Source organism: Comamonas aquatica, from assembly GCF_018064205.1.
GTDB lineage: Bacteria > Pseudomonadota > Gammaproteobacteria > Burkholderiales > Burkholderiaceae_C > Comamonas > Comamonas aquatica.
Genome location: NZ_CP072916.1, coordinates 228,815 through 254,099, shown reverse-complemented (window position 1 = coordinate 254,099; position 25,285 = coordinate 228,815). Strand labels below are relative to the sequence as shown.

At 63.6% G+C, this 25,285-nt stretch carries 20 protein-coding genes, 1 tRNA gene and 1 pseudogene; 11 read left to right on the top strand and 11 right to left on the bottom strand.

Annotated elements, in window-relative coordinates; all coding sequences use genetic code 11:
- Window positions 1-49 precede the first annotated feature (49 nt).
- The 7 genes from modA (at window position 50) to fdhD (ending at window position 9,720) form a co-directional block, all read left to right on the top strand.
- Complete coding sequence (gene modA / locus KAQ61_RS01165) at window positions 50-805, top strand: molybdate ABC transporter substrate-binding protein (RefSeq protein ID WP_210930232.1); 756 nt, start codon at window positions 50-52, stop codon at window positions 803-805.
- Window positions 806-901: 96 nt separating this feature from the next.
- Window positions 902-1,594, top strand: coding sequence for a molybdate ABC transporter permease subunit (modB, locus tag KAQ61_RS01160; RefSeq protein WP_210930231.1), 693 nt, complete (start codon window positions 902-904; stop codon window positions 1,592-1,594).
- 14 nt (window positions 1,595-1,608) lie between these two features.
- Window positions 1,609-2,691 carry a molybdenum ABC transporter ATP-binding protein gene (gene modC, locus KAQ61_RS01155; RefSeq protein WP_042411728.1) on the top strand — a complete coding sequence of 361 codons (1,083 nt, stop codon included), beginning with the start codon at window positions 1,609-1,611 and terminating at the stop codon, window positions 2,689-2,691.
- Between the two features lie 406 nt (window positions 2,692-3,097).
- Window positions 3,098-6,148 (top strand): formate dehydrogenase-N subunit alpha, encoded by a 3,051-nt coding sequence (fdnG, locus tag KAQ61_RS01150; protein WP_210930230.1) that lies wholly within the window; start codon window positions 3,098-3,100, stop codon window positions 6,146-6,148.
- Between the two features lie 9 nt (window positions 6,149-6,157).
- Window positions 6,158-7,057, top strand: coding sequence for a formate dehydrogenase subunit beta (gene fdxH / locus KAQ61_RS01145; RefSeq protein WP_042411732.1), 900 nt, complete (start codon window positions 6,158-6,160; stop codon window positions 7,055-7,057).
- Window positions 7,054-8,652 (top strand): formate dehydrogenase accessory protein FdhE, encoded by a 1,599-nt coding sequence (gene fdhE, locus KAQ61_RS19010; RefSeq protein ID WP_210930229.1) that lies wholly within the window; start codon window positions 7,054-7,056, stop codon window positions 8,650-8,652. The genes fdxH and fdhE overlap by 4 nt, the downstream gene beginning before the upstream one ends.
- Before the next feature lie 180 nt (window positions 8,653-8,832).
- Entirely contained in the window at window positions 8,833-9,720 is an 888-nt protein-coding gene (gene fdhD / locus KAQ61_RS01135) for a formate dehydrogenase accessory sulfurtransferase FdhD (protein ID WP_210930228.1), read from the top strand.
- A gap of 289 nt (window positions 9,721-10,009) precedes the next feature.
- Here fdhD and KAQ61_RS01130 read toward each other — a convergent pair whose 3' ends face one another.
- Complete coding sequence (locus KAQ61_RS01130) at window positions 10,010-10,834, bottom strand: AraC family transcriptional regulator (RefSeq protein WP_210930227.1); 825 nt, start codon at window positions 10,832-10,834, stop codon at window positions 10,010-10,012.
- Window positions 10,835-10,976: 142 nt separating this feature from the next.
- Between KAQ61_RS01130 and KAQ61_RS01125 the strand changes: the two genes are divergently transcribed.
- From KAQ61_RS01125 to miaB, 3 genes are all read left to right on the top strand, one after another.
- Window positions 10,977-11,954, top strand: coding sequence for a bile acid:sodium symporter family protein (locus tag KAQ61_RS01125; protein ID WP_210930226.1), 978 nt, complete (start codon window positions 10,977-10,979; stop codon window positions 11,952-11,954).
- 108 nt (window positions 11,955-12,062) lie between these two features.
- Window positions 12,063-12,449 carry a hypothetical protein gene (locus KAQ61_RS01120; protein WP_042411776.1) on the top strand — a complete coding sequence of 129 codons (387 nt, stop codon included), beginning with the start codon at window positions 12,063-12,065 and terminating at the stop codon, window positions 12,447-12,449.
- Between the two features lie 129 nt (window positions 12,450-12,578).
- Window positions 12,579-13,907, top strand: a complete 1,329-nt coding sequence (gene miaB / locus KAQ61_RS01115; protein ID WP_210930225.1) for a tRNA (N6-isopentenyl adenosine(37)-C2)-methylthiotransferase MiaB — start codon at window positions 12,579-12,581, stop codon at window positions 13,905-13,907.
- A 39-nt stretch (window positions 13,908-13,946) separates the two neighbouring features.
- On the opposite strand, the gene KAQ61_RS01110 is transcribed toward miaB, so the two are convergent.
- The 3 genes from KAQ61_RS01110 to KAQ61_RS01100 are packed head-to-tail and all read right to left on the bottom strand — an operon-like array spanning window position 13,947 to window position 15,796.
- A complete protein-coding gene (locus KAQ61_RS01110; RefSeq protein WP_210930224.1) occupies window positions 13,947-14,576 on the bottom strand; it encodes a protein-methionine-sulfoxide reductase heme-binding subunit MsrQ in 630 nt (209 codons plus the stop codon).
- A 9-nt stretch (window positions 14,577-14,585) separates the two neighbouring features.
- Window positions 14,586-15,566, bottom strand: coding sequence for a protein-methionine-sulfoxide reductase catalytic subunit MsrP (gene msrP / locus KAQ61_RS01105; RefSeq protein WP_210930223.1), 981 nt, complete (start codon window positions 15,564-15,566; stop codon window positions 14,586-14,588).
- Window positions 15,567-15,601: 35 nt separating this feature from the next.
- On the bottom strand, window positions 15,602-15,796 hold the full coding sequence (locus KAQ61_RS01100; RefSeq protein WP_210930222.1) for a hypothetical protein: 195 nt from the start codon (window positions 15,794-15,796) through the stop codon (window positions 15,602-15,604).
- Window positions 15,797-15,990: 194 nt separating this feature from the next.
- Between KAQ61_RS01100 and KAQ61_RS01095 the strand changes: the two are divergent.
- A pseudogene (locus KAQ61_RS01095) lies at window positions 15,991-16,881 on the top strand (hypothetical protein); the annotation flags it as partial.
- A gap of 1,697 nt (window positions 16,882-18,578) precedes the next feature.
- Here the strand turns inward: KAQ61_RS01095 and KAQ61_RS01090 are convergent.
- From KAQ61_RS01090 to KAQ61_RS01060, 7 genes are all read right to left on the bottom strand, one after another.
- Window positions 18,579-18,657 (bottom strand) — tRNA-Ile (locus KAQ61_RS01090).
- A gap of 304 nt (window positions 18,658-18,961) precedes the next feature.
- The gene (gene hrcA, locus KAQ61_RS01085) at window positions 18,962-19,969 is read right to left on the bottom strand and encodes a heat-inducible transcriptional repressor HrcA (RefSeq protein WP_210930221.1); all 1,008 of its coding nucleotides are present in this window, start codon (window positions 19,967-19,969) and stop codon (window positions 18,962-18,964) included.
- Between the two features lie 9 nt (window positions 19,970-19,978).
- Window positions 19,979-20,566, bottom strand: a complete 588-nt coding sequence (locus KAQ61_RS01080) for a recombinase family protein (RefSeq protein ID WP_210930220.1) — start codon at window positions 20,564-20,566, stop codon at window positions 19,979-19,981.
- Between the two features lie 11 nt (window positions 20,567-20,577).
- Window positions 20,578-21,441, bottom strand: a complete 864-nt coding sequence (locus KAQ61_RS01075; protein ID WP_210930219.1) for a rolling circle replication-associated protein — start codon at window positions 21,439-21,441, stop codon at window positions 20,578-20,580.
- Window positions 21,442-22,426: 985 nt separating this feature from the next.
- On the bottom strand, window positions 22,427-23,584 hold the full coding sequence (locus KAQ61_RS01070) for a zonular occludens toxin domain-containing protein (RefSeq protein WP_210930218.1): 1,158 nt from the start codon (window positions 23,582-23,584) through the stop codon (window positions 22,427-22,429).
- Window positions 23,581-23,883 carry a DUF2523 domain-containing protein gene (locus KAQ61_RS01065; RefSeq protein WP_210930217.1) on the bottom strand — a complete coding sequence of 101 codons (303 nt, stop codon included), beginning with the start codon at window positions 23,881-23,883 and terminating at the stop codon, window positions 23,581-23,583. The genes KAQ61_RS01070 and KAQ61_RS01065 overlap by 4 nt, the downstream gene beginning before the upstream one ends.
- Window positions 23,883-25,274 carry a virulence factor TspB C-terminal domain-related protein gene (locus KAQ61_RS01060; protein ID WP_210930216.1) on the bottom strand — a complete coding sequence of 464 codons (1,392 nt, stop codon included), beginning with the start codon at window positions 25,272-25,274 and terminating at the stop codon, window positions 23,883-23,885. Before KAQ61_RS01060 ends, KAQ61_RS01065 begins: the two co-directional genes overlap by 1 nt.
- Between the last annotated feature and the right edge of the window lie 11 nt (window positions 25,275-25,285).

Genomic DNA, 25,285 nt, shown 5'->3' with positions numbered 1-25,285 from the left:
CGGCACAGCATGGCTATACTTTCGCTATTCACGAAAGGAATAGCGATCCATGTTCACCCTGCCCACCCTGCGCCGCAGCCTGATCCTGACCGCCCTGCTGGAGGGCGCCGCCCATGCCGACACCGTGTCGGTGGCCGTGGCGGCCAACTTCACCGCCCCGATGCAGAAGATTGCCGCGGAATTCGCCAAGGACACCGGCCACAAGGCCGAGCTGTCGTTCGGCGCCACCGGCAAGTTCTATGCGCAGATCAGCAATGGTGCGCCGTTTGGCATCCTGCTGTCGGCCGATGACACCACCCCCGCCAAGATCGCCAGCGAGGGCAAGGGCGTGGCCGATTCGCGCTTCACCTATGCCGTGGGCAAGCTGGTGCTGTGGAGCAAGCAGGACGGCTACGTCGATGCCCAGGGCGCGGTGCTCAAGACCGGCAAGTTCCAGCACGTGGCGATTGCCAACCCCAAGCTGGCGCCCTACGGCCTGGCCGCGGAGCAGACGCTGACCCAGCTGGGCCTGCTGGAGCAGATCAAGCCCAAGTTCGTGCAGGGTGAAAACATCGGCCAGACCTACCAGTTCGCCGCCACCGGCAACGCCGAGCTGGGCTTCGTGGCCCTGTCGCAGGTGATGGAAGACGGCAAAATCAAGTCCGGCTCGGCCTGGCTGGTGCCGTCCAGCATGCACGAACCCATCCGCCAGGATGCCATCGTGCTGAACACGGCCAAGGACAACGCCGCCGCCAAGGCGCTGATGGACTACCTCCGCGGCGACAAGGCGCGTGCCATCATCACCTCGTACGGCTACGCTTTCTAAAGCAGCCTGCGCTTGATTGACAAGCACTTCAGCATGTTTTGATGCTGAAGTGCTTGTACTACCTGCGTAAGCAGCTCACTTTTCAAGAACAACACCTTGGACACTCTCTCCACCGAAGACTGGGCAGCCATCGCCCTCACCCTGAAACTGGCCAGCGTCACCACCGTGCTGCTGCTCGTGCTGTGCACCCCGTTGGCCTGGTGGCTGGCCCACACGTCTTCGCGCTGGAAGGGGCCGATCGGCGCCGTCGTGGCCCTGCCCCTGGTGCTGCCGCCCACCGTGATCGGCTTTTACCTGCTGGTCACCATGGGCCCCAACGGCCCCGTCGGGCAGTTCACGCAATGGCTGGGCCTGGGACGCCTGCCCTTCACTTTTCCGGGCTTGGTGGTCGGCTCGCTGATCTACTCACTGCCGTTTGCCGTGCAGCCGCTGCAGCGGGCCTTTGAAAGCCTGGGCCAGCGCCCGCTGGAAGTGGCCGCCACCCTGGGCGCCAGCAAGCTGGACACCTTCTTCAGCGTGGTGCTGCCCCTGGCGCGCCCCGGCTTCATCACCGCCGCCGTGCTCAGCTTTGCGCACACCGTGGGCGAGTTCGGCGTGGTGCTGATGATCGGCGGCAACATCCCGGGCGTGACCCGCGTGGTGTCGGTGCAGATCTACGACCACGTGGAAGCCATGGAATACACCCAGGCCCACTGGCTGGCGGGCGGCATGGTGGTCTTTGCCTTCGTGGTGCTGGTGCTGCTGCACTGGCTGCAACCGCGCGCACACCGCCACAGCTCCCCCCTGTAACCCTGGCCTGCCCCATGAATGACCGTGTGATCTCCGCCCGCCTGCAACTGCAACGCGCCGACTTTGTGCTCGACGTCGACCTGCAACTGCCCGGCCAGGGCATTACCGCGCTGTTCGGCCCCTCGGGCTGCGGCAAGACCACCTGCCTGCGCAGCATCGCCGGACTGGAACGTGCCCAGGGCCAGGTGCGCGTCAACGGCCATGTCTGGCAGGACGATGCCAGCCGCTGCTGGCTGCCCACGCACCGGCGCGGCCTGGGCTATGTGTTCCAGGAGGCCAGCCTGTTCCCGCACCTGAGCGTGCACGACAACATCCATTACGGCCTGCGCCGCACCCCCGTGGCCCGCCAGCGTGTCGCGCTGGAACAACTGCTGGAGCTGCTGGGCATCACACAGCTGCTGGGCCGCAAGCCCGCCACCTTGTCCGGCGGCGAACGCCAGCGCGTGGCCATTGCCCGCGCCCTGGCCACCAGCCCGCAGATGCTGCTGATGGACGAACCCCTGTCCGCCCTGGACGCCGAACGCAAGGCCGAAGTCCTGCCCTATCTGGACCGCCTGCAGGCCCATCTGGACATTCCCGTGCTCTACGTCAGCCATGCGCTGGACGAGGTGGCGCGCCTGGCCAGCCACCTGGTGCTGCTGCGCGCCGGCCGCGTGCTGGCCCAGGGCGCGACGGCGACCATGCTCTCGCGCCTGGACCTGCCGCTGTCCCAGGGTGACACCGCCACGGCCGTGATCGATGCCCGGGTCCTGGCGCACGACGCCGCTACCCACCTGAGCACGCTGGCCTTCGATGGCGGCCACCTGCGGCTGATCACCCCGCAGCCACCCGTGGTGGGCAGCCAACGCCGCCTGCGCATCCAGGCCCGCGATGTCAGCCTGTGCCTGCAACCGCCCCAGCACAGCAGCATCCTCAACACCTTGTCGGCCACCGTGCAGTCGGTGCGCGAGGACACGCCGGGCTACGCCATGGTGGCGGTGCGCACCGGCCACACCCACCTGCTGGCGCGCATCAGCCAATACTCGGCGCAGCAGCTTCACCTCGAAACCGGGCAATCGCTGTTCATCCAGGTCAAAAGCGTGGCATTGCTGGACTGAGCACCATCAAACTTTGGCCCATGGCAAGCACGCCGTGACATATCACAGCGATTTGCTCACCATTTGGACACCCACGCTGGACAGTGCCTGGGCATGGGACTAGTTTCGCCCGCTTTTCGACCTGATCTAAATTCAGCGCGAAAAAGGAAGGCTTGAGGGCCTTCACCCTTCGTTTCCTCGCCTTGCGAACCCACGCCCCACGCGCGGGTTCAATTGCTTGCCATTGGCATCCCTCAACATTCGACGTGGCCCGTGAGGTCCGGCAATGCGCGGGCAGTCGCCAAGGTCGAGGCCCCGAGTCCGGGCTGTTCCCCCGGCTCACCAGGCGTGCGTGCACTGCATGCATGGCCTGCAAACCTAACGCCCTCCATGGTCATGGGAGCGCGGTTGAAGAAAACAACTCACGATGAATCACGGCAGAAGACGGTTCTTCAAGCTGTGCGGTGCCGGTGTCGCTGGCGCCACTGCTGCATCCCTGGGCTTTGCGCCCTCGGTGGCCCTGGCCACCCAGCCTCGCCAGTACAAGCTGCTGCGCGCCAAGGAAACCCGCAACAACTGCACCTACTGCTCGGTCGGCTGCGGCATGCTGATGTACAGCCTGGGTGATGGTGCGAAGAATGCCAAGGCCAAGATCTTCCACATCGAGGGGGATCCGGACCACCCGGTCAGCCGCGGCTCGCTGTGCCACAAGGGCGCGGGCGCGCTGGACTACATCCACTCCGACCAGCGCCTGAAGTACCCCGAGGTGCGCGAGGCCGGCACCAACGCCTGGAAGCGCATCAGCTGGGAAGAAGCCAACACCCGCATCGCCCGCCTGCTCAAGGACGACCGCGACGCCAACTTCATCGAGAAGAACGAGAAGGGCCAACTGGTCAACCGCTGGCTGTCCACCGGCATGCTGGCCTCGTCGGCCGCCTCGAACGAAACCGGGGTGCTGGACTTCCGCTTTGCCCGTGCCCTGGGCATGGTCGGCTTCGACTGCCAGGCGCGCCTGTGCCACGGCCCCACCGTGGCCGCGCTGGCGCCCTCGTTTGGCCGCGGCGCCATGACCAACCACTGGGTGGACATCAAGAACGCCAACGTGATCCTGGTCATGGGTGGCAACCCTGCCGAGGCCCACCCCGTGGGCTTCAAGTGGGCGATCGAGGCCAAGATCCACAACCAGGCCCACCTGATGGTGGTGGACCCGCGCTTCAATCGCACGGCGTCCGTCGCCGACTTCTACGCCCCCATCCGCGCCGGCTCGGACGCCGCCTTCCTGATGGGCGTGGTGAACTACCTGCTGCAGCACAACAAGATCCAGCACGACTACGTCAAGGCCTACACCAACGCCAGCCTGATCGTGCGCGAGGACTACCGCTTCGACGAGGGCCTGTTCAGCGGCTACGACGAAGACAAGAAGGTCTACGACAAGAGCAGCTGGACCTATGAGCACGACGCCCAGGGCCACGCCCTGAAGGACGAGACCCTGCAGCACCCGCGCTGCGTGCTGAATCTGCTGAAGAAGCACGTGGAGCGCTACACGCCCGAGATGGTCAACACCATCACCGGCACCCAGGTCGCCGACTTCCTGCACGTGTGCGAACAGCTGGCCAGCACCTGCGTGCCCGACCGCACCGCCACCTTCCTGTACGCCCTGGGCTGGACCCACCACACAGCGGGCGCGCAGATCATCCGTGGCGCGGCCATGATCCAGCTGCTGCTGGGCAACATTGGCATGGCCGGCGGTGGCGTGAACGCGCTGCGCGGTCACTCCAACATCCAGGGCTATACCGACCTGGGCCTGTTGTCCACGCGCCTGCCCGGCTACATGGACCTGCCCAAGGATGCGCAGCAGAACCTGGAGGGCTACCTTAACGACATCACGCCCAAGGCGGATGTGGCCGGCCAGGTCAACTTCTGGAAGAACACGCCCAAGTTCTTCGTCAGCCTGATGAAGGACCTGTACGGCGAGCACGCCACCAAAGACAACAACTGGGGCTACGACTGGCTGCCCAAGTGGGACCGCAGCTACGACATGCTGGCCTACTTCGACCTGATGTACCGCGGCAAGGTCAATGGCTACATCGCCCAGGGCTTCAACCCCGTGGCGGCCATGCCCGACTCCGGCAAGATCCGCGATGCGCTGGCCAAGCTGAAGTTCCTGGTCGTCATCGACCCGCTGCAGACCGAGACCTCCACCTTCTGGAAGAACCACGGCGAGTTCAACGATGTGGACCCGGCGCAGATCCAGACCACGGTGTTCCGTCTGCCGTCCTCGTGCTTCGCCGAGGAGAACGGCGCCATCGTCAACTCCAGCCGCTGGCTGCAATGGCACTGGGCCGCGCAGGAGCCACCGTTCGAGGCGCGCCACGACGGCCGCATCCTGGGCGGCATCTTCACGAAGCTGCGCGAGCTGTACGCCCAGGAGGGCGGCACCTGCCCCGAGCCGCTGATGAACATGCGCTGGGACTACCACAACCCGCAGGACCCCCACCCCGAGGAAGTGGCCAAGGAAGCCAACGGCTACGCCCTGGCCGACCTGTACGACGACAGCGGCAAGCTGATCGCCAAGCAGGGCCAGCTGCTGTCCGACTTCGGCATGCTGCGCGACGACGGCAGCACCGCCAGTTTCTGCTGGATCTTTGCCGGCTCATGGACCGAGGCCGGCAACCAGATGGCGCGCCGCGACAACACCGACACCGGCCATGGCAACACGCCCGGCTGGGCCTGGGCCTGGCCGGCCAACCGCCGCGTGCTGTACAACCGCGCCTCGGCCGATCCCTCGGGCAAGCCCTGGGATCCCAAGCGCCAGATCCTGCACTGGGACGGCAAGAAGTGGGGCGGCAGCGATGTGCCGGACTACCCCGCCACAGCCGCCCCGAACAGCGGTGTGAACCCCTTCATCATGCTGCCCGAAGGCGTGGGCCGCCTGTTCTCGGCCAAGGGCATGAACGACGGCCCCTTCCCCGAGCACTACGAGCCCACCGAGAGCCCGATTGCGGCCAACCCGCTGCACCCCAAGGTCAGCCAGAGCCCCGTGGCGCGCGTGTTTGCTGATGATGCCGCGCGCATGGGCGGCCGCGAGGAGTTCCCGTACGTGGCCACGACCTACTCGATCACCGAGATGTTCCGCCACTGGACCAAGCATTCGCGCCTGAACGCCATCGTCCAGCCCGAGCAGTTCATCGAACTGTCGGAAAAGCTGGCCGCCAAGAAGGGCATCCAGGCCGGTGACGTGATCCGCGTGTCCAGCAAGCGCGGCCACATCAAGGGCAAGGCCGTGGTCACCAAGCGCGTGATGACGCTGCAGGTCGATGGCCAGGAAATCGAGCAGATCGGCATTCCCTGCCACTGGGGCTACGAAGGCACCACGCGCAAGGGCTATCTGGCCAACACGCTCAGCCCCGGGATTGGTGATGCGAATGCGCAGACCCCGGAGTTCAAGGCCTTCCTGGTCAACATCGAGAAAGCATAAGGCGCGCCCATGAGCATGCAAACCCAAGATATCGTGCGGCGCTCGGCGACCAACGACCTCACGCCCGCCGCCCACGTCCGCGACCACAAGGCGGACGTGGCCAAACTCATCGATGTGAGCATCTGCATTGGCTGCAAGGCCTGCCAGGTGGCCTGCAGCGAATGGAACGACCTGCGCGACGACGTGGGCGAGAACTTCGGCGTCTACGACAACCCGCGCGACCTCTCGCCGCAGAGCTGGACGCTGATGCGCTTTGACGAGCACGTCAACGAACAGGGCAAGCTGGAATGGCTGATCCGCAAGGACGGCTGCATGCACTGCGAGGACCCCGGCTGCCTCAAGGCCTGCCCCCAGCCCGGCGCCATCGTGCAGTACGCGAATGGCATCGTGGACTTCCAGTCCGAGCAGTGCATTGGCTGCGGCTACTGCGTGGCCGGCTGCCCGTTCAACATCCCGCGCATCAGCGAGAAGGACAACAAGGCCTACAAGTGCACGCTGTGTTCCGACCGCGTGGCCGTGGGCCAGGAGCCGGCCTGCGTCAAGACCTGCCCCACGGGCGCCATCGCCTTCGGCACCAAAGACGACATGCTGGTCAAGGCCGAAGGCCGTGTGGCCGAGATGCAGACCCGCGGCTTCGACCAGGCCGGCGTCTACAACCCGCAGGGCGTGGGCGGCACCCACGTGATGTACGTGTTGCACCACGCCGACCAGCCGCAGCTCTACCACAACCTGCCCAAGGATCCCCGGATCAGCAGCGTGGTCCAGGGCTGGAAGGGCTGGTTCAAGCCGCTGGCGGCGCTGGGCTTTGTCACCGCGCTGGCGGGCGCGGCCGCCCACTACATCACCACCGGCCCCAACGAGGTCGATGAGGACGAGGAAACCAAGACCAGCGAAGGAGAGAAGGCATGAAAAAAGACCGCATGATTTTGCGCACCCCCCTGCCCGATCGCCTGTGCCACTGGGCCATGGTGGTGTGCTTCTTTCTGGTGGCGCTGTCGGGCATTTCCTGGGTGTTCCCCAGCCTGAACTGGCTCAACGGCGTGCTCGGTACGCCGCAGCTGGCGCGCCTGCTGCATCCCATCTTGGGCATCGTGGTGTTTGTGGCCCTGGTCTACTTGTTCGTGCGGTTTGTGAAATACAACCTCTTCGTCAAGGAAGACAAAATCTGGGCGGACAACATCCAGTCCGTGCTGGCCGGTGACCACAGCAAAAAGCTGCGCATTGGCAAGTACAACGCGGGGCAGAAGTTCCTGTTCTGGGGCACGATGGCCTTGATCTGCGTGCTGTTGGTCTCGGGCTTGATGATCTGGCGCGCGTACTTTGCGCACCTGTTTCCCATCCCGGCGCTGCGCCTTGCCTTGCTGGTGCATTCCTTGGCAGGCATTAGCCTGATCTTGCTGATCATTGGCCACATCTACCTGGCACTGTGGGTCAAAGGCTCGATCCGCGGCATGGTCACCGGCTACGTCAGCCATGCCTGGGCCCGCACCCACCATGACCGCTGGCACGCCGAGATCAGCAGCCCGCCCACGGCACCAGCCAAGGCCAAGGGGGGGCCGCACGCGATGAGCATCCAGATCGTTCCGGAGTCCGAGCGCTCGCCGGGCGTGGGGCCCGTCGAACCCGTGCAACTGCCCGCCGCCCAGCTGCCCTATGCGCGGCGCGCCAGCCGCCTGCAGCACCTGGCCCAGGGCCATGCCATGGCCGACTACCTGCTGTGGGCGGCCGACCTGGCCCACGCCCAGCAGGCCACGGCCGAGGCCCTGCCCCTGCCCGCCGAGGAGGCCGACCGCCTGACCACGGTCCTGCAGCAGCATCCGCAAACGCCGCTGCATTCCGCCACCTGGCCACGCTCGGCGCACTGGCAGGCCCTGCTCGATGGATTGCTGCACCGCATGGCCCAGCAGCCGCGCATGCAGACCGCCGCCATCCAGCAGGCCGATGCCGCACAGCGCGACGCCTGGGCCGAGGCCCTGCTGCGCGCGCTGCGCAGCGACGCCGTGACCGAGGCCCACGCCCTGCCCGAGGCCGGCGTGGCCCAGTTGCTGTGGGCGGCCCTGTCGCTGTACTGGCGCCAGCTGGCCAGCCACTTGCCCGCCACCGGCCAGGCCACGCTGGGCGCACCGCGCCACCTGTGCCCGGTCTGCGGCCATGTGCCCACCGGCAGCCTGGTGCAAGGCGGTGCGCAGGCCGGCCTGCGCTACCTGCAGTGCAGCCTGTGCGAATGCCAGTGGCACGTGGTGCGCAGCACCTGCACCAACTGCGACAGCACGCAGGCGCTGGACTACTGGTGCCTGGAAGACGAGCACGCGCCCATCAAGGCCGAGGGCTGCACCGACTGCCAGACCTACCTCAAGGCCTTCTACCAGCAGGCCGACCACCAGCTGGAGCTGGTGGCCGACGACCTGGCCAGCCTGGCCCTGGACGCCGAGATGGAAGCCCAGGACCTGGCGCGCAGCGGCATCAACCCACTGATGCTGCCGCTGCTGGGCGCGCCGGGCTGAGGCCGGCGCAGCCCCCCGCCCTCGATAAAAGGAGCTGTGGGCGCTGGATACACCTGGTTTTCCGCATGCTTTCGTGCTGAAAACCTTGTGGATCGAGCGCTGACAGCTCCTTTTTTTATGAACCGCACGCGACAACCCACGCGGCCGCGATGGTTCCGCCACGGCAGGGATAATCGCCGCATGACACTGCCTGCCGCCACCGCCTGCACGCTGGCCCCCACCCCGCCCACCGCCGTCCCCGCGCTGCACACCCAGGCCGTGCAGCTGCACCATGCCGAACGTGGCGTGCTGCCCCAAGAGCGGGTGCTGGCCAACGAAGTGCCGATTGCCCTGGTCTTCAACGGCATCGCCCACGCGGTGATGATGGGCACGCCGCTGGACCTGGAGGATTTCGCCATCGGCTTTGCGCTCAGCGAAGGCATCATCGACAGCGCCGCCGATTGCTACGGCGTGGACGTCCAGCCCGTGGCCGCGGCCGCCGCCGGCCTGCCCGCCGGCATGGACGGCATGGAAGTGCAGCTGGAGATCGCCTCGCGCTGCTTCGCCCGCCTCAAGGACCACCGCCGCAGCATGAGCGGGCGCACCGGCTGCGGCGTCTGCGGCGTGGAAAGCTTCGCCGCGCTGGACCTGTCGTTCGACGCCCTGCCGGCGCGCGACTGGGTCGCCCGGGTGGACCTGCCCACCGTGCTGCAGGCGATCGCCAACCTGCCGCCCCGGCAGGTGCTCAACGCCCAGGCCGGCGCCATCCACGCTGCGGGCTGGGCCACGCTGGATGGCCAGGTGCACGAGGTGCTGGAAGACGTGGGCCGCCACAACGCACTCGACAAGCTGCTAGGCCGACTGGCCCGCACCGGGCGCCTGAGCGAACCCGGGTTTGTCGTGCTCTCCAGCCGCGGCAGCCATGAACTGGTGCGCAAATGCGCCAAGCTGGGCGTGGGCGCGCTGGCCACCATCTCGGCCCCCACGGCCATGGGCGTGCGCATGGCCGAACTGACCGGCCTGCGCTTCTGGGGCATGTGCCGCCCGCCCCAGGCCGTGCTTTACGCCCCCGGCGCGCAGTCGGCCTGAACGCCGCCGCGCAGCCCCAGCCCCAAGGCCGCAGCACGGCCCGCAGCCGCGCCGAACAGCCCAGCGACGCCACGCCCGGCCAAGTCTGCAGACGGGCCACGGACCATCGCCGGCGCCAGCCACGCGCGGGGGAAACTGGGCCCCCCAGCACACGATGGCACCGGTTCCGCAGTTGCGGCCCACCGTGCCGATCTGGACGATGACCACGTGAGCACGTCTCCACTAGCGGGCTGTGCACCAAGCTTCTGCACCGCTCAGATCACCGTTGCCGCCCTGCGCAAATAGCCGCTCAAAGGACCGTGGTGGCCGCAGCGCGGGCGCGCAGAAACTGGCCAGGCGTGCGCCCGAACAGCTGGCGAAATGCGGCGATGAAGGCCGAGGTCGAGTCGTAGCCGCAGGCCAGGGCCACCTCGGTCACGCTCTGCTGGTCCTGCAGCTGCGGCAGGGCGGCCAGCAGGCGCGCGCGCTGGCGCCACTGGCGAAAGCTCATCTGCGTCTGCTTCTGGAACAGCCGGCCCAGGGTGCGCTCGGACACGCCCAGGGCCTGGCTCCAGGCCCCCAGCTGCAGCGGCGCCTCGGGCACGTCCAGCAGGTGGCGGCACCAGGCGCGCAGGCGCTCGTCCTCGGGCCAGGGCAGGCGCAGCGCGGCCGGTGGTGCGGCATGGATCTGGTCCAGCAGGGCCTGCACGAACCGCCCCTCGGCGCCCTCCTGGGCGTACTCCACCGGCAGGGTGGCGAAGTGGCGGATCATCTCGCGCAGCAGGTCCGAGACCTCCAGCACCACGCAGTCCGTGCCCAGGGCCGGCATGGCCCCGGTCTCGATGTAGAGGCTGCGGATCTCGGTGTGCGGCGCATTGACCACGCTGTGCACGCATTGCGGCGGGATCAGGATGGCCCACTGCGGCGGCGCGATGAACAGGCCCTGGTGCGTTTGCACCTGCAGCACACCACGGCTGGCATACGAGAACTGCACCCAGTCATGGGCGTGGGCCACGGTGGCGGCCTTGCGCTGCATCTGCTCGGCACGCGCATACACCGGCCGCGGCAGCCGCGCCAGCACAGGCACGGGGCGCGAGGCCAGATCCCGGCGTTTTGTCGTTTCAGCGATATCCATGCGCCTGATGTCGTTAGCAGGAAAGTCGCCAGCGTACTAGAGTGCAGGCCAGCGCGGCCCAGCCGCCGTGGTTTGCCCCTGCTCCCATCCCCTGTTGGCCGCTGCCGGTGGTGGCCAACCACATGTTTGCCCCGCCCCTGCCATGCGACGCCCCCGTTTCCTGCCCGACAACTTCATGCTCATCCTGCTGGCCATGCTCCTGCTGGCCAGCGTCCTGCCCGTGCGCGGCGTCTATGCCGGCTATGCCACCACGGTGACCAACCTGGCGATCGCCCTGCTGTTCTTCCTGCACGGCGCCAAGCTGTCGCTGCAGGCCATCGTCAAGGGAATGGGCCACTGGCGCCTGCATTCGCTGGTGTTCGCCTGCACCTTCCTGCTGTTCCCGCTGCTGACCTACGCACTCAAGCCCGTGCTGCTGCCCCTGCTGGGCCCGGACCTGTTCCGCGGCATGCTCTACCTCAGCGCCCTGCCCTCGACCGTGCAGTCGTCCATCGCCTTCACCTCGATCGCACGCGGCAACATCCCGGCCGCCATCTGCTCGGCCGCCACCTCCAGCCTGATGGGCATCTTCATCACGCCCCTGCTGGTGCTGCTGATGCTAGGCCAGAGCGCCCAGAGCCTGCCGTTCGGCGATGCCGTGCTCAAGATCATGCTGCAGCTGCTGCTGCCCTTTGTGCTGGGCCAGCTGGCGCGCCGCTGGATCGGGGCCTGGGTGGACCGCAACAAGGCCTGGCTCAAGCATGTGGACCAGACCTCGATCTACCTGGTGGTCTACACGGCCTTCAGCAGCGCCGTGGTCGAAGGCCTGTGGTCGCAGCTGCCGCTGCAGCAGATCCTGGCGCTGGCCGTGGCCTGCTGCGTGCTGCTGGCCCTGGTGCTGGGCACGACCTGGTGGCTGGGCCACCGCCTGGGCTTTGACCTGCCCGACCGCATCACCATCCTGTTCTGTGGCTCCAAGAAGAGCCTGGCCACGGGCGTGCCCATGGCCCAGGTGCTGTTCGTGGGTGGTGCCATGGGCACGCTGCTGCTGCCCATCATGCTGTTCCACCAGATCCAGCTGCTGGTCTGCGCCGTGCTGTCCAAGCGCTTCGCCGACCGCCCGGAGGAGCCACGGGCCTGATGCGCGCGGCCGCCACCGCGGCGGCCCGCCCGGCCATATCTGAGCGCGCTTCGCTGGCGTGGAGTTTTCTTTAGAATGCCGCAGTCTGTCAGCCCCTGGATGAACACCATGAACCGCTGCTCGCTTGCTTCCTGGATGGCCGCGCCCCTGCTGGCGGTGGCTGCCACCTGCGCGGCCCAAGAAGCCCCCAGCACCTTGCCTGCCGTACAAACCATCAAGCCGGTGCCCCACCCCGGCCTGCGCACCTTCCCCAGTACCGCGCTGGTGGGGGTGCTGCGCATCGACCAGGTGCCCAACGCGCAGATCAATGGCCAGCCCATCCGCACCGCGCCGGGCTTTCGCCTGTTCAGCGCCGACAACAAGCTGATCTTTGCCCACACCGTGCTGAACCAGGAGCTGCGGGTGGCCTATGTCAAGGAAGCCAGCACCCAGTGGCTGCTGACGGCGTGGATCCTCACCCCCGAGGAACTCGCCCACTATTCGGTCAAGCGCTGACGCAGCGACCGCCTCTGCCCGCGTTTCAACGCTACCCTTTTTAGACCTGTTGCGCCCGCCCTGCTTGCCCGGGCGGCCGTTTTTACTTGGAAAACCAGCTGCCACCACGACGGCTGTGTTGCGACCCCGATGAGCAAAAAAGTCTTTATCAAAACCTTCGGCTGCCAGATGAACGAGTACGACTCGGACAAGATGGCCGACGTGCTGGGCGCCGCCCAGGGTTACGAGCCCACGCAGAACATGGACGAGGCCGACCTGATCCTGTTCAACACCTGCTCGGTGCGCGAGAAGGCGCAGGAGAAGGTGTTCTCCGACCTGGGCCGCGTCAAGCACCTGAAGGAAAAGGGCGTGCTCATCGGCGTCGGCGGCTGCGTGGCCAGCCAGGAAGGCGACGAAATCATCAAGCGCGCGCCCTATGTGGACGTGGTCTTCGGCCCCCAGACCCTGCACCGCCTGCCCGAGCTGCTGAATGCCCGCGCCGCCAAGGCCAAGCCGCAGGTGGACATCAGCTTCCCCGAGATCGAAAAGTTCGACCACCTGCCACCCGCGCGCGTGGAAGGCGCCTCCGCCTTTGTGTCCATCATGGAAGGCTGCTCCAAGTACTGCAGCTACTGCGTCGTGCCCTATACGCGCGGCGAGGAAGTCAGCCGCCCCTTCGAGGACGTGCTGGTGGAAGTGGCCGGTCTGGCCGACCAGGGTGTGAAGGAAGTCACGCTGCTGGGCCAGAACGTGAATGCCTACCAGGGCAAGATGGGCGATACGGCCGAGATCTGCGACTTTGCCCTGCTGCTGGAATACGTGGCCGAGATCCCCGGCATCGAGCGCATCCGCTACACCACCAGCCACCCCAACGAGTTCACGCCGCGCCTGATCGAAGCCTACGCCAAGATCCCCCAGCTGGTCAGCCACCTGCACCTGCCCGTGCAGCACGGCAGCGACAAGATCCTGATGGCCATGAAGCGCGGGTATACCACTATGGAATACAAGAGCACGGTGCGCAAGCTGCGCGCCATCCGCCCCGATCTAGCGATGAGCAGCGACTTCATCGTCGGCTTCCCTGGCGAGACCGAGGACGACTTCCAGAAGATGATGAAGCTGATCCACGACGTGCGCTTTGACAACTCGTTCAGCTTCATCTTCAGCCCCCGCCCCGGCACGCCCGCGGCCAACCTGCACGACGACACCCCGCACGAGGTCAAGCTGCGCCGCCTGCAGGAGCTGCAGGCCGTGATCAACCAGAACATCAAGGACATCAGCCTGGAGCGCGTGGGCACCGTGCAAAAGCTGCTGGTCGAAGGCTTCAGCAAGCGCGGCAACGGCGAGCTGATGGGCCGCACCGAGTGCAACCGCGTGGTCAACTTCCCCGGCCAGGAGCGCCTGATCGGGCAGCTGATCGACGTCAAGATCACCGAGGCCATGGCCTACACCCTGCGCGGCGAAGTCCTGATCCAGGCCTGAACAGCCGCGCCCGACCGCCCCCCTGGGCCGGTCCAGGCGTCAGCGCGCCGGCTGCCTGGGGTGGCTGATGCGCCGCCCCTTGGTGTAGCGGTGCAGCACGCGCGCCAGCAGCAGCACGGCCACGATGGCCAGGTAGATGCCCACCTCGGCCAGGTTGTTCTTGCCGGCACGCATCCACCAGAAGTGCAGCACGGCCAGCGCCGCCGCCGCATAGACCGCGCGGTGCAGGGCCTGCCAGCGTTTGCCCCCCATGCGCCGGATGAGCCGCGGAATGGACGTGACGGCCAGCACCAGCAAAATCCCCCAGGCGAGGGTGCCCACCAGGATGAAGGGCCGCTTGGCCAGGTCCTCCAGCACCGCCGCCCAGTCCAGCCCCATATCCAGCAGCAGGTAGCACAGCCAGTGCAAGTTGCCGTAGAAGAAGGCATACAGCCCCAGCATGCGCCGGTAAGCCGCCAGCCGGGTCCAGCCCAGCCACACGCGCAGCGGCGTGACGGCCAGCGCCAGGCACACGAAACGCAGGGCCCACAGGCCCAGGTCGCGCAGTAGGGCCTCGGCCGGGTTGGCCCCCAGACCGTCGGTGGCCGCCAGAGTGAACAGCCACAGCACCGGCACCAGGCACAGCAGATGCAGCGCCACGCGCTGCAGACCTTTCAGTGACAACGACATCGCGCCCCGTCAGAAGTGCTTGCGCAGGTCCATGCCCGCATACAGCTGCCCCACCTGGGCCTCATAGCCGTTGAACAGCTGGGTCTTGCGCTTGGGGGCGAACAGGCCGCCCTCGCCAATGCGCCGCTCGGTGGCCTGGCTCCAGCGCGGATGCGGCACATCCGGGTTGACGTTGGAGTAAAAGCCATATTCGTTGCGTGCCGCCTTGTTCCAGGCGGTGCCTGGCTCGCGCTCCACCAGGCGGATGGTGACGATGCTTTTGGCGCTCTTGAAACCGTACTTCCAGGGCACCACCACGCGCACCGGGGCCCCGTTCTGCTTGGGCAGCTCGTGGCCGTACATGCCCAGGGTCAGCAGGGTCAGCGGGTGCATGGCCTCGTCCATGCGCAGCCCCTCGGTGTAGGGCCAGTCCAGCACCGAGCGCCGCAGCCCTGGCATCACCTTGGGATCGGCCAGCGTGACGAACTCCACATACTTGGCGCTGCCCAGGGGTTGCACCTCGGCCAGCAGCTTGGACAGCGAGTAGCCGATCCAGGGAATCACCATGGACCAGCCTTCCACGCAGCGCAGGCGGTAGATGCGCTCCTCCAGGGCGCTGAGCTTGCGCAGCGCATCCAGGTCGAAGGTCTTGGGCTGCTGGACCAGCCCTTCCACACGCACCGTCCACGGCCGGGTGGGCAGCACCTGCGCGTTGCGCACCGGGTCCCCCTTGTCCAGGCCGAACTCATAGAAGTTGTTGTAGCTGGAGGCATCGGTAAACGGGGTCTGCTTGTCCAGGGCCAGCGCCCCCGGCACATTGGAGGGCAGCGCACGCAAGGGCGCCAGAGCGTCCGGGGTGTCCGCCTTGGCAAAGGCGCTCCCCGACGCCACAGTCATACCGCCCAGGGCCGCCCACTGCAGCAATTCGCGCCGGCGCAGGTACACGCCTTCCGGGGTGATTTCGCTGCCATGCGGGTGGATAAAGCCCGAAGCACCAGTCTTAATCAGCATAGTCATATCCTTGGATCAGGTTCACACGCCCTGCTTCAGAGCACACGGTAGCGCCGAAGTTCCACAGCGCCCGCGCGCCGCCCCGGAAGCACCACGGCCGCCAGGGGCACCACCTGGCCCCACAGGCCCCAGCCCACGCACACATCGCACTGACCTCCGATGCCCGGTGGACCACCAATCCGGGGCGATTCGGTCTGCGCAGGGCCCGTCTCCGATAGAGTGCAGGGCATGCGATGCCGCGCGACCAAGCGACACCCAGGGAAAGCGGGACCATCCACCCAGACCGACCCCAGACCGTGCACCGGCACCGACCCCACGCCGACAGACTGCCCTTTGGACACCATGAACCCCACTGCCGCACTTCAGGGCGAAGCCCTCTACGCGCTGCTCGAACAAGCCCGAGACCTGCTCCACGACTACGGCGAAGTTGCAAGAGCTGGCAGGGCTGCAAGAGCCTGCGCAATGGGCATTGGAGCGGCTGGCACGCCAGCAAGCCGGCGAAGCCCTGCCTGCGCTGTGGTGGATCCAGCCCGACAGCGCGGCGGTGCTCACACTGGAAACGCGGCTGGTGGAATTTCTCTCCACCCGCAAAGGCACCTCGCTGGAAAGCAAGCTGCAGCGCATCAATTGCCCGCAGGCACTGGCACGCTGGACGCTGGAGCACCTGGCCTTCGAGAAAAAGCAAAACAGCGGCCGGGTGGCGCACAGCCAGCACGCCGTGCAAGGGCTGCTGCGTGGCCAGCATGGCACGTTTGTGGAGTTCGATGCCCGCAGTCCGCAGCTGCGCCAAGAAATGGCCTATGAGAGCCAGATGATGGGGCACTGCGTCGGCCAGTTCGCCAACCGCCAGGGTTTCAGCGGTGGCTATGGCGAGCACTACGCCACAGGGCTTGAATCTGGCCGGATGCGGCTGTTCAGCTACCGCACCGGCTCGGCCCAGCCGCGCATCACTGTCAACGCCTATGTGCAAGCCGACGGCTCACTGCAGATCGAGCAGATCAAGGGCAAACAGAACCGACCACCGATTGCGCGTTATGCCGCCGATGTGGTGGACCTGCTCAACCACCTGCCCCTCAACGACGAAGTGCCCGAGGACGCCCTGGCGATGGGCATCGTCCGCCGCCCCCCCGAACTACTGCAGGCACACCCCGGGCTTGCCCTGTGGTGCACGGTGCAGGCGCTGCGCACCGACGACGAACAGCTGTGGCTGGTGAGCTGGGGCGTATTTGCGAGGGAGCTGTCGAAGACCTCATACCTCTCCAAAGCGCCGCTGTCGTGCGCGGCGCTGTCGATGAGCGCCCTGACGTCGACGTAGGGGGCATCTCTTTTGACATCAAGGGGGCGTATGCACGCCCCGGGTATACGTTCTCGGTAGCTCACTATCTTGCTATGAAATATGAAGCACTGGTGCTAGTAATGATGCAACCTGATGGGACATTGCACGTTTGGGCGGTGCGGTGTAAGCCCGAGAATTTTGAGCTAAGACGAGGGGTTAATGGAGGAGCGGACTTCTATCTCGTGAGATGCCCGGCGCCAACAAAAACGCTGCATTAGCCCCGGCTGAAATCTTGGTGCATAGCCCCCTTTGAGGGGCTTTTTCTTTAGCTAGACGCGGTAATGACCAAATTTACCGCCCCGTTGACCTCGCTACGCAGGGGAGTAGCACACGTTAAGGCGCACTGGGAGACCTGGGCGGCCGCCGCGTTTACGGTGGCGCTGGCTGGCTTTGAGCTGTTTGCTGATTACCTACCCCTTCTCGCCGGCGCGGTGGGTGGGTGGCAGCTGGTTGTACTGACTAGCGTCGTTTCATTCGCTATTGCCGCGCTACGCACGAAGAAACGGGGAAAGCGCGCTAGCAAAAAAGGAGCGACCGATGTGGGCTCTGATTCTTAAACGGCTGGGCGCGTATGCCCTGCCCCTGTTGCTCGTAGCTGCCGGGGCGCTGGTTGTCCGCGGTGTCCAGCTCCGCATCGAGAAAGCGGAGCACCGCGCAACCACTGCTGAAGCGCGTATCGCGGAAGTTACTTCTGCGTACGAAAGTAGCTTAGCTGCTCTACGAAAGCTCGAGCAAGAGAGTGTTTCGCGGAAAGCTGCAACTGACATAGCTATCAATGAGGTGGAAAAAGTACGCGTAGAGACAGTAGAGAAGCTCGTGTACATCGAGTCCGCTCCTACCCCCTCGTCATGCCCGGGGGCTATCGAATTTCTCACAAAGTTTGGGGAGGAATTCTGATGAACATGCACCAAGTAACGAGCGGCCTGTTTTGCACATTCGTTCTTGCTGGCTGTGCATCTACTGCTACAGATTCAGTAGCTACACGTCATGTAATGCTCATTCAGCAGCCCTGCCCCGCGGCCGCTGACGAGCACCGCCCTGCCCTGCCTCCGCAACGCCTTAAAAACCTGGACCCCACCCAACCGGGGCTTGTAGCAAAGGCTTTCGCGCTATCAATAACTGAGCATCGTACACGTGCAGACGCTCTCGAAAAACTCTTGGACGCATGCAAATGATGACAAATCACCCCTCCGTTTCACACGCTGAGCTGCTTGCTGTCTGCGCATCGAGACACTGCGCAATCTCGCTAACGCTTCACTGAACCGCTCAGACAAGATTGCAGCTGAGCTGCGCGGAGTATCAGTCGCCTCTCTCGCTCGCGAAGCCGAATAACCAGCCCCGCCCCGCTCCGCGGGGCTTTTTCATGCCCCCGCCCCCACTTGACTGGTGCATATGCCCCCCGCACCGCCCGCCCGCCCCGCCCAAGGCCTTTCGGCCCCGGACGCGACGGGCTACGACATGCTTAATCAAGAACGAACAAAGCCCGAGTGCTCATCGCACCCGGGCTTTACTCTTATTTGACGCTAGTTGAATTCGCCGACGCTACGCGCTATGCACCACGCGTTTCGCGTTACACGCTTCATCTCAAAATCACAAGCAAAAAAAGGCCGCCATCTCATTTCAAGATGACAGCCTTTTCTTCTCCACGCTCCCAAATTGAGAGCAAGGAAGCGTTGTGGTGGGCCTCCCGTGAGTCGAACACGGCACCAACGGATTATGAGTCCGCTGCTCTAACCAAGCATGAGCTAGAGGCCCGTCGACACCGCTTAACGCGATGCCCGACATATTGACAGCTTACCCGATTTTCGGCTAGCTGCCACAATCCTAAATTCCGCCTACGTATAAACCCGTAGAAAAGTCCGGCGTGGAAAAAACGTGGAAAACTTCCTTTTTTCCAGCTTGTCGCCTTCAAAAAAACTCTTTTAAAACAACAGCTTAGAGCATTTTACGCTGGTTAGAACGAAGTATTATGAGTCCCCTGCTCTAACCAACTGAGCTAACGCCCCAACCGGGCTTGCCAACCCATGGTAGGGCCCGCAAAGCCTGCGCATTGTAACGGCTAGCGATGGTGGCTCAGCGCATTGCTGACCAGCTTGGAAGTGATGTCCACAATCTGGATCATCTTGTCGTAGGGCATGCGCGTCGGGCCGATCACCCCCAGGGTGCCCACCACCTGCCCATCGACCTCGTAGGGGGCACTCACGACCGACAGATCCTCGAACGGCACGACCTGGCTTTCGCCACCGATGTAGATGCGCACCCCCTCGGCCTTGCTGGAGAAGTCCAGCAGGTGCAGCAGCTGGGTCTTTTGCTCGAACAGATCGAAGGCGCGGCGCAGATTGCCCATGTCGCTGGAAAAGTCGCTGACGGACAGCAGGTTGCGCTCACCGGAGATGATGACCTGGTCCTGGGGACCGGGGCTCATGGCCTCGGCGCTGATGTTCACGGCGGCCTGCATCAGGTGGGCGACCTCACCGCGCAGTTGTTCCACCTCCTGCTTGATGCGCTCGCGCACCTGCTCGATGTCCAGGCCGGCGTAATGCGCGTTCAGGAAATTGGAGGCTTCCAGCAGTTGGGTCGAGGAGAAATCGGCATCCGTGAAGATCACACGGTTTTGCACATCGCCCTGGGGCGAGACGATGATGACCAGCACGCGCCGTTCGGATAGCTTCACAAACTCCAGGTGCTTGAACACCGAGCTGCTGCGCGGTGCCATGACCACGCCCACGAACTGGGACATGTTGGACAGCAGCTGCGCCGCATTCGCAATCACCTTCTGGGGCTGCTCGGCCGCCAGGGCTGGCGTCACCAGGCTGCCTTGCTGCACGGTCAGCATGGTGTCCACAAACAGGCGATAGCCGCGGGCGGTGGGAATGCGTCCGGCCGAGGTGTGGGGGCTGGCGATCAGGCCCAGCTCCTCCAGGTCGGACATCACGTTGCGGATGGTCGCGGGCGACAATTCCAGGCCCGAGGCGCGCGACAAAGTGCGCGACCCCACCGGCTGGCCGTCGGCAATGTAGCGCTCGACCAGCGCTTTCAACAACAACTTGGCACGTTCATCGAGCATGCACAGATTTTACTTCTGTAACCTCTTCTGGGGAGACCAGCGGCCGCGTGATTCATGCCTATGTATGTGATCCCGTAGACAAGAAACCGAAACCCCCAGCATCTCAGCCAGGAGTTTCTGCGTATCACTGCGCCAGGCAGAAACAACAGCCTCAACTTCCGCATCGTCAAGAGCCCTAGGCGGGCCCCAAGTCTTTCCAGCAGCACGCGCAGCACGCTGGCCAGCAAGACAACGTTCCCGAATCAACTCCCTCTCAAATTCAGCAAAGGCACTCAGCATGTGAAGAAACATGCGACCTTGAGGACTATCAGTTTCGATAGATTCCGTGAGAGATCTAAAACCGACTTGCTTGCGTTGAAGCTCCTCGAACACGCGGGTGAAATGCGAGACGCTTCGAGCCAAACGATCCAGCTTGTAAACGACCAGGACATCCCCAGGCTGTAGGGATGAAAGCAGCTTCACAAGCTCCGGACGATCTTTGATTGCAGACTTCTTTTCTTGGACGATTTTTGTGATACCCGCACGCCGAAATGCAGCGATCTGCGCCGCTGTGTTTTGATCCTGAGTGGAGACACGTGCATAACCGTAAACAGCCATTCATTCCCTCATCACGAATTTGGTTCCGGCTCAGTGTGAAGCACAAACCAATCCCTCCAACGATCCAAATGACCCACAGCAATACGACAGCCAGGGGGGATCAGGGCGTAGGCCACTTCGATGGCCTCTAGGGGGCCGTTGACGATGCCTAGGACCTCAGGTTCAGGCACGGAGCCCTCGCCGTACTTCGTCCAACGGTTCGACCACTTCTCGCCCTCCGCGTAATCCTTGACGATGTACTTGGCAATGTAGGAAGCAATCTGCGCCGCAGATTTACGGGAGTGAAACTTGCGCCGGGCCACATCGATATTGCCGCCCAGGTCACCAACCACAGAGCGCCAGATACGCCGGATGACCTCATAGGACTTGAATCGCGCTGCGTTCTGCCTGTTGCGATCAGCCAGGGATTCAGGGATGCGCCGGGTTGCCATGTGGACATGCCAGGCGCCGCGCTGCTGACGCTCGAATGCAGCGACAAAACCGAAGTCAGGGAGGATGCGCAGGATGCGCCGATTGAACTCCCGCAAATGCCGCTTGGTGAGGGCCAAATCCTGCTGATTTGCCTTGTAGGTGAGGGTGAGCATGGTGTCCACTCCCATGGCCTTGCAAAGCTGCCTGACGCGCTTCTTGGCCCTTGTAGCGGCTCTCTTGGCATTGTTCTCTGCACGCTTGGCTTGTTCTTCGGGGTCATCCATGCGGGCTTGCATGGTTTCCAGGAGGTTTTCCATGGCGATGCGGTCTAGGTTCATTTCGCGCCAACCAAGCATGCGAGATGCGGTCAGTTCCAAATGGCCGTTGCCACAGTCATACGCCTTGACCTTGAAATGCTCGGTCGAAAAACTTTCGTATGCGATTCCATCTATGATGCGTATCACTTGACTACCTCACTTAGTTAAGTCACCGCCCCGGGAAGGTTGCAGCCTTCGCTGGGGCTTTTTTTCGGCTGTATGCCTTGCTGTACTTAAAGTGTCTTAGGGATAAATCTAGGGCGCGCTGCGCGCGCCCCCTGCAGCGCTGCGCTGGCTGCTTGGGGGCGCGCCATGCGCAGCCCAAGACCCATCAAACCGCGCACTTTGTCGCCAGCAGGCAGACCGCCTGGCCAGACATGCAGCAGCAACGCAAGCAGGGAGAGATGGGCGATTCGCCGCTGGTGCGGCGACCGGGCTTTGGCCCTGCGGGTCAAGCCTTGTCCCAAGTCTTGATCGGCCCAGCCGACTAGCAATCCCTATCGCGGACAACCGAATACCCATAGTCAGAGCGCCTACGGCGCTGGATGCGCTCGCCGCGCGGCGTCCGCTGCCCGTCAAGCACCACGCCCTCTGCACCGTTCCCCAGTAGTTCACCGCCTCTTCGGGGACGATGCCACGGGCTTGTGGGAACGGGCCTGCGGCCCTTTGCAAGGGGGTATTCATAAAGCTTCGCTTTACAAAGCTTCCCCCTTGCAATCCCAAAAGCCCGAGGCATTTCCGCCCCACGGCGATGAACTCAGGGGAACGGTGCAAGCAGAGGACAGTTAAACGGGCAGCAGACAGTAAACGACCCGGCTCCGAATCTAGGGGCCCGGTACACCAGAAAGGCAGGGGCGGCACATGGCGATAGCAGCAAATTTCTACAAATTTCCGGAAGCAATGGCTCTGCAGATGCCTTTGCGCTTGGGAAAACCCGTGTGGAATACGAAGCGCCCCACCACGCGCCGAGGCCGTGCGTTTCGCGCCCATATCGCGGCCGTGGTGAAAGCCGTGGGGCTCCGAGTCGCACCAGTGGTAAAGCCAGTGCCTCAGTGGTGGAAAGATGCGCAAAAACGCGCGCGTGCCTTTGGCCGCGAAATCCGCGCCGGGGTTCTGGAATTGAGCCTGCACGTCAACGCCCCAGGACACTAACGGATTCAGCCATACGGGGGCCATAACCGCCGACCTCAGAACGCGCCTGCGCGTTTGTGGCCAACAGGCCCTGAGAGTGCACAGGCTGAGCCAGGGGGGGCGGGGAGGCAGGCACAGGGACTGTGCGCAATGCTGGAGGGGCCGCAGGGGACACAGGGGACGCGATGCGTTCAGGTTGCGGGGATACAGGCATGGGCTGCTGCCAATCCACGAAGAACCCCTTTTCGGCGATATCCCGGCAGACCTCATTGGACGCGACCAGCCTGGTGGCTTGCTGAGAGTAGCAACGGCACTCACCAGCCATCACCAGGCAGGCCGCTGGGTAGGGTGCAACGACCGGTTTGGTGATGTCGTCATACCGCGGCGCTGTATGCGGAAAACCGCCGATCCGCGGATTGTGAGAATCCACGTATTCGGCAGTGGTCATGGGCCGTTTTAAAGCACCAGGGTCAGCAATTGGCGAGGCCGACGCGTTGTCCTGCGCTGCTTTCCCGTTGCTTGTCACCATCGAGAAAGCACCCCAGATCATCGCGGGGATCAACAGCAAGCAGGCACCAAAAACGTAGAGCTGCTTTGGGATCTGGCGCTTGCCGGTATGGAGACTGGCCGAGCGATACCAGGCGTAAGCCTCTTTGGGGAAATTGCGCGTGGTGCACTGGGCGCGCTTGCCTGAGTTGCGCTCCTCGCACTTCAGATCAACCGCGTCAAACTTCAGCTCGTTGGACATTTCAGCGCCGAAAATCCGCTTGAAATGCCGGTGGTAGCTGGGGGAGGCAATCAGCTTGCGAATGAAGTCATCGACCAAGCTGGGATGCGGAGCGATCATCCAGAAGTCAAAACCCCGTTTGCGCCGGAACTGAGCCACCGCGTTGACGTAATCAGGGACGGCATCACGCACACCGCGCTTGGGAAATTCGTTCTGACACTCATCCATGATACAGATGGAGCCATCAGGGAGGTCTTGCCATTTGCGGGGATCAAAGGGTTTCCACCCGAATTCATCCGCGTATTTTTGGACCATCTCAAACCCGTTGTAGAAAACAGGCCGATGGGGTTCTTTGAGCTGCTGCTGACGAACATCCCAGATGGTCATCAAGGTTTTGCAGGCACCGTTGGCGCCGGTCGTGAAATAGATCATTGGACGATCCACTTCTTGAAAGTGTCAGAACTCATACCCGTAAGCAGCATGGACGCAAACATGCAGCTAAAGAGTATGGTCAAACAGGTGCCAACCTTGAGCAGCCCGAGTATCTGGACCACATCCGGGGGCAGGCCAGCCAAGGCCACGATGATGCGATCCCGCAGCCAGTTCATGGACTGATTGATGCCCACATAAGTGACCAAGGACAGCCCCAGGGAAGCCAGAACACGACCGACGATAGAGCCGGTAATAGCGATGAGGACGCCACCAAGAGCGCCGGCAAAAGGCAGAGCCATTACGAGTACCTCCCAACGATGATGCGGGCACCAGCGATGCAGGAAACGACCACCATGATGTTGCCCAGGATGGAGAACCAGGGGCAGAGCTGGGAATACGGGATTACCAACTCGCCGTAGAGCAGAGAAATTGAGCGATCAGGGGGGCAGGAACCAGCCCCTATAAAGTCATCACCGCTGGAAAACCGATCCATGAGGTTGATGGTCTGGTTACCCGGCAAATCGTCGGTGACCTTGCCCGTTATCGCCTTTGCGGCAACGTAAGCAGCATGCTCCGGAGACTTAAGGGCCTCACAATAATCCGCGTGCTGCTTTTTAGCAATGGCACAGGTGATTGCATCACCCTTGCATTGGAAGCCGGAATCACAGTTGCCCGTGAAACTGCCATTGCCGTCCTCGTTCTCGCCCTTTTCGTCCTTGCAGGCTCCGGCGGTCTTGTTCTGGCTGCAATAGGTGGACTTGTCTACCGTTGTCGTAACGCTTGAAGAGTTAACCGTAGAACCAGTCTGAGTATTTGTCGTAGTGCTCGTCTTAGTAACTTCGCACTTTCCGTTCTCGCATTTGACCTGGGTCTTTGAATCCGTTTTGGTGCCATCGCCATTGTCTTTGGACTCCATTTCAGTGACGCCAGAGGAAGCCTTTGGAGGCACGCAAACAGACACGCCATTAACGGTGCCCTTAAAGCCGTTGGGGCATGATGGGTCAGCCTTATCGGTCGTAGTAGGGGCCTCTTCGGGGACGTACTCAGGATCAGATTCAGCGTTCAAATCATTGATGACGCTGGGGTCACAGGTGGCCCCGGAATACTTCGCGGAGCCGGTCGTAACCCAGGAGCCGGAATTGTCCTGAAAAGCCGTAGTGAAGCCACCAACCTGCGCCATACAGCCCTTGGTGCAACCAGGCAGAGGGTCGTTTGTACCGATGGCAGCGGGTGCCATGCAGGTGAACGAGACGCCGGTTTTTCGACCAGGCAGAGAGAAGTTTGTAGACATGCCCTGACTGCCAGAGCACATATCGGCGAGCAGCTCACAAGGATCGGGAGCAGGCTTCACCACACACTGATTTCCCTGCTCAATATAGCCCTCATTGCATGAGCAACCAGCACCGTTTTCTGTAGTGTTAGACGGGCAAGTCAACCGGGAATAAACATTGCCGGAAAGAATAGTCTGATCCCACTCACGTAAAAACGTGCAACCTTGACGTGGGCCAGGCGCATCTTGCCAGGTCCACCCCTCGCCATAATCAGCACATGCGGCAGACTGAGAAGAACGCCAGGGGCCCTCAGCTTTTTGATACTCGTAAGACTTAGGGACAACTGCCAAAGCCAGGGTCGCAAAAAGGCAGAAAAACAGACAGCAGGAAACAACAGTCAGGCGGTGAAGATAAGCCATAGCGCGCCCAG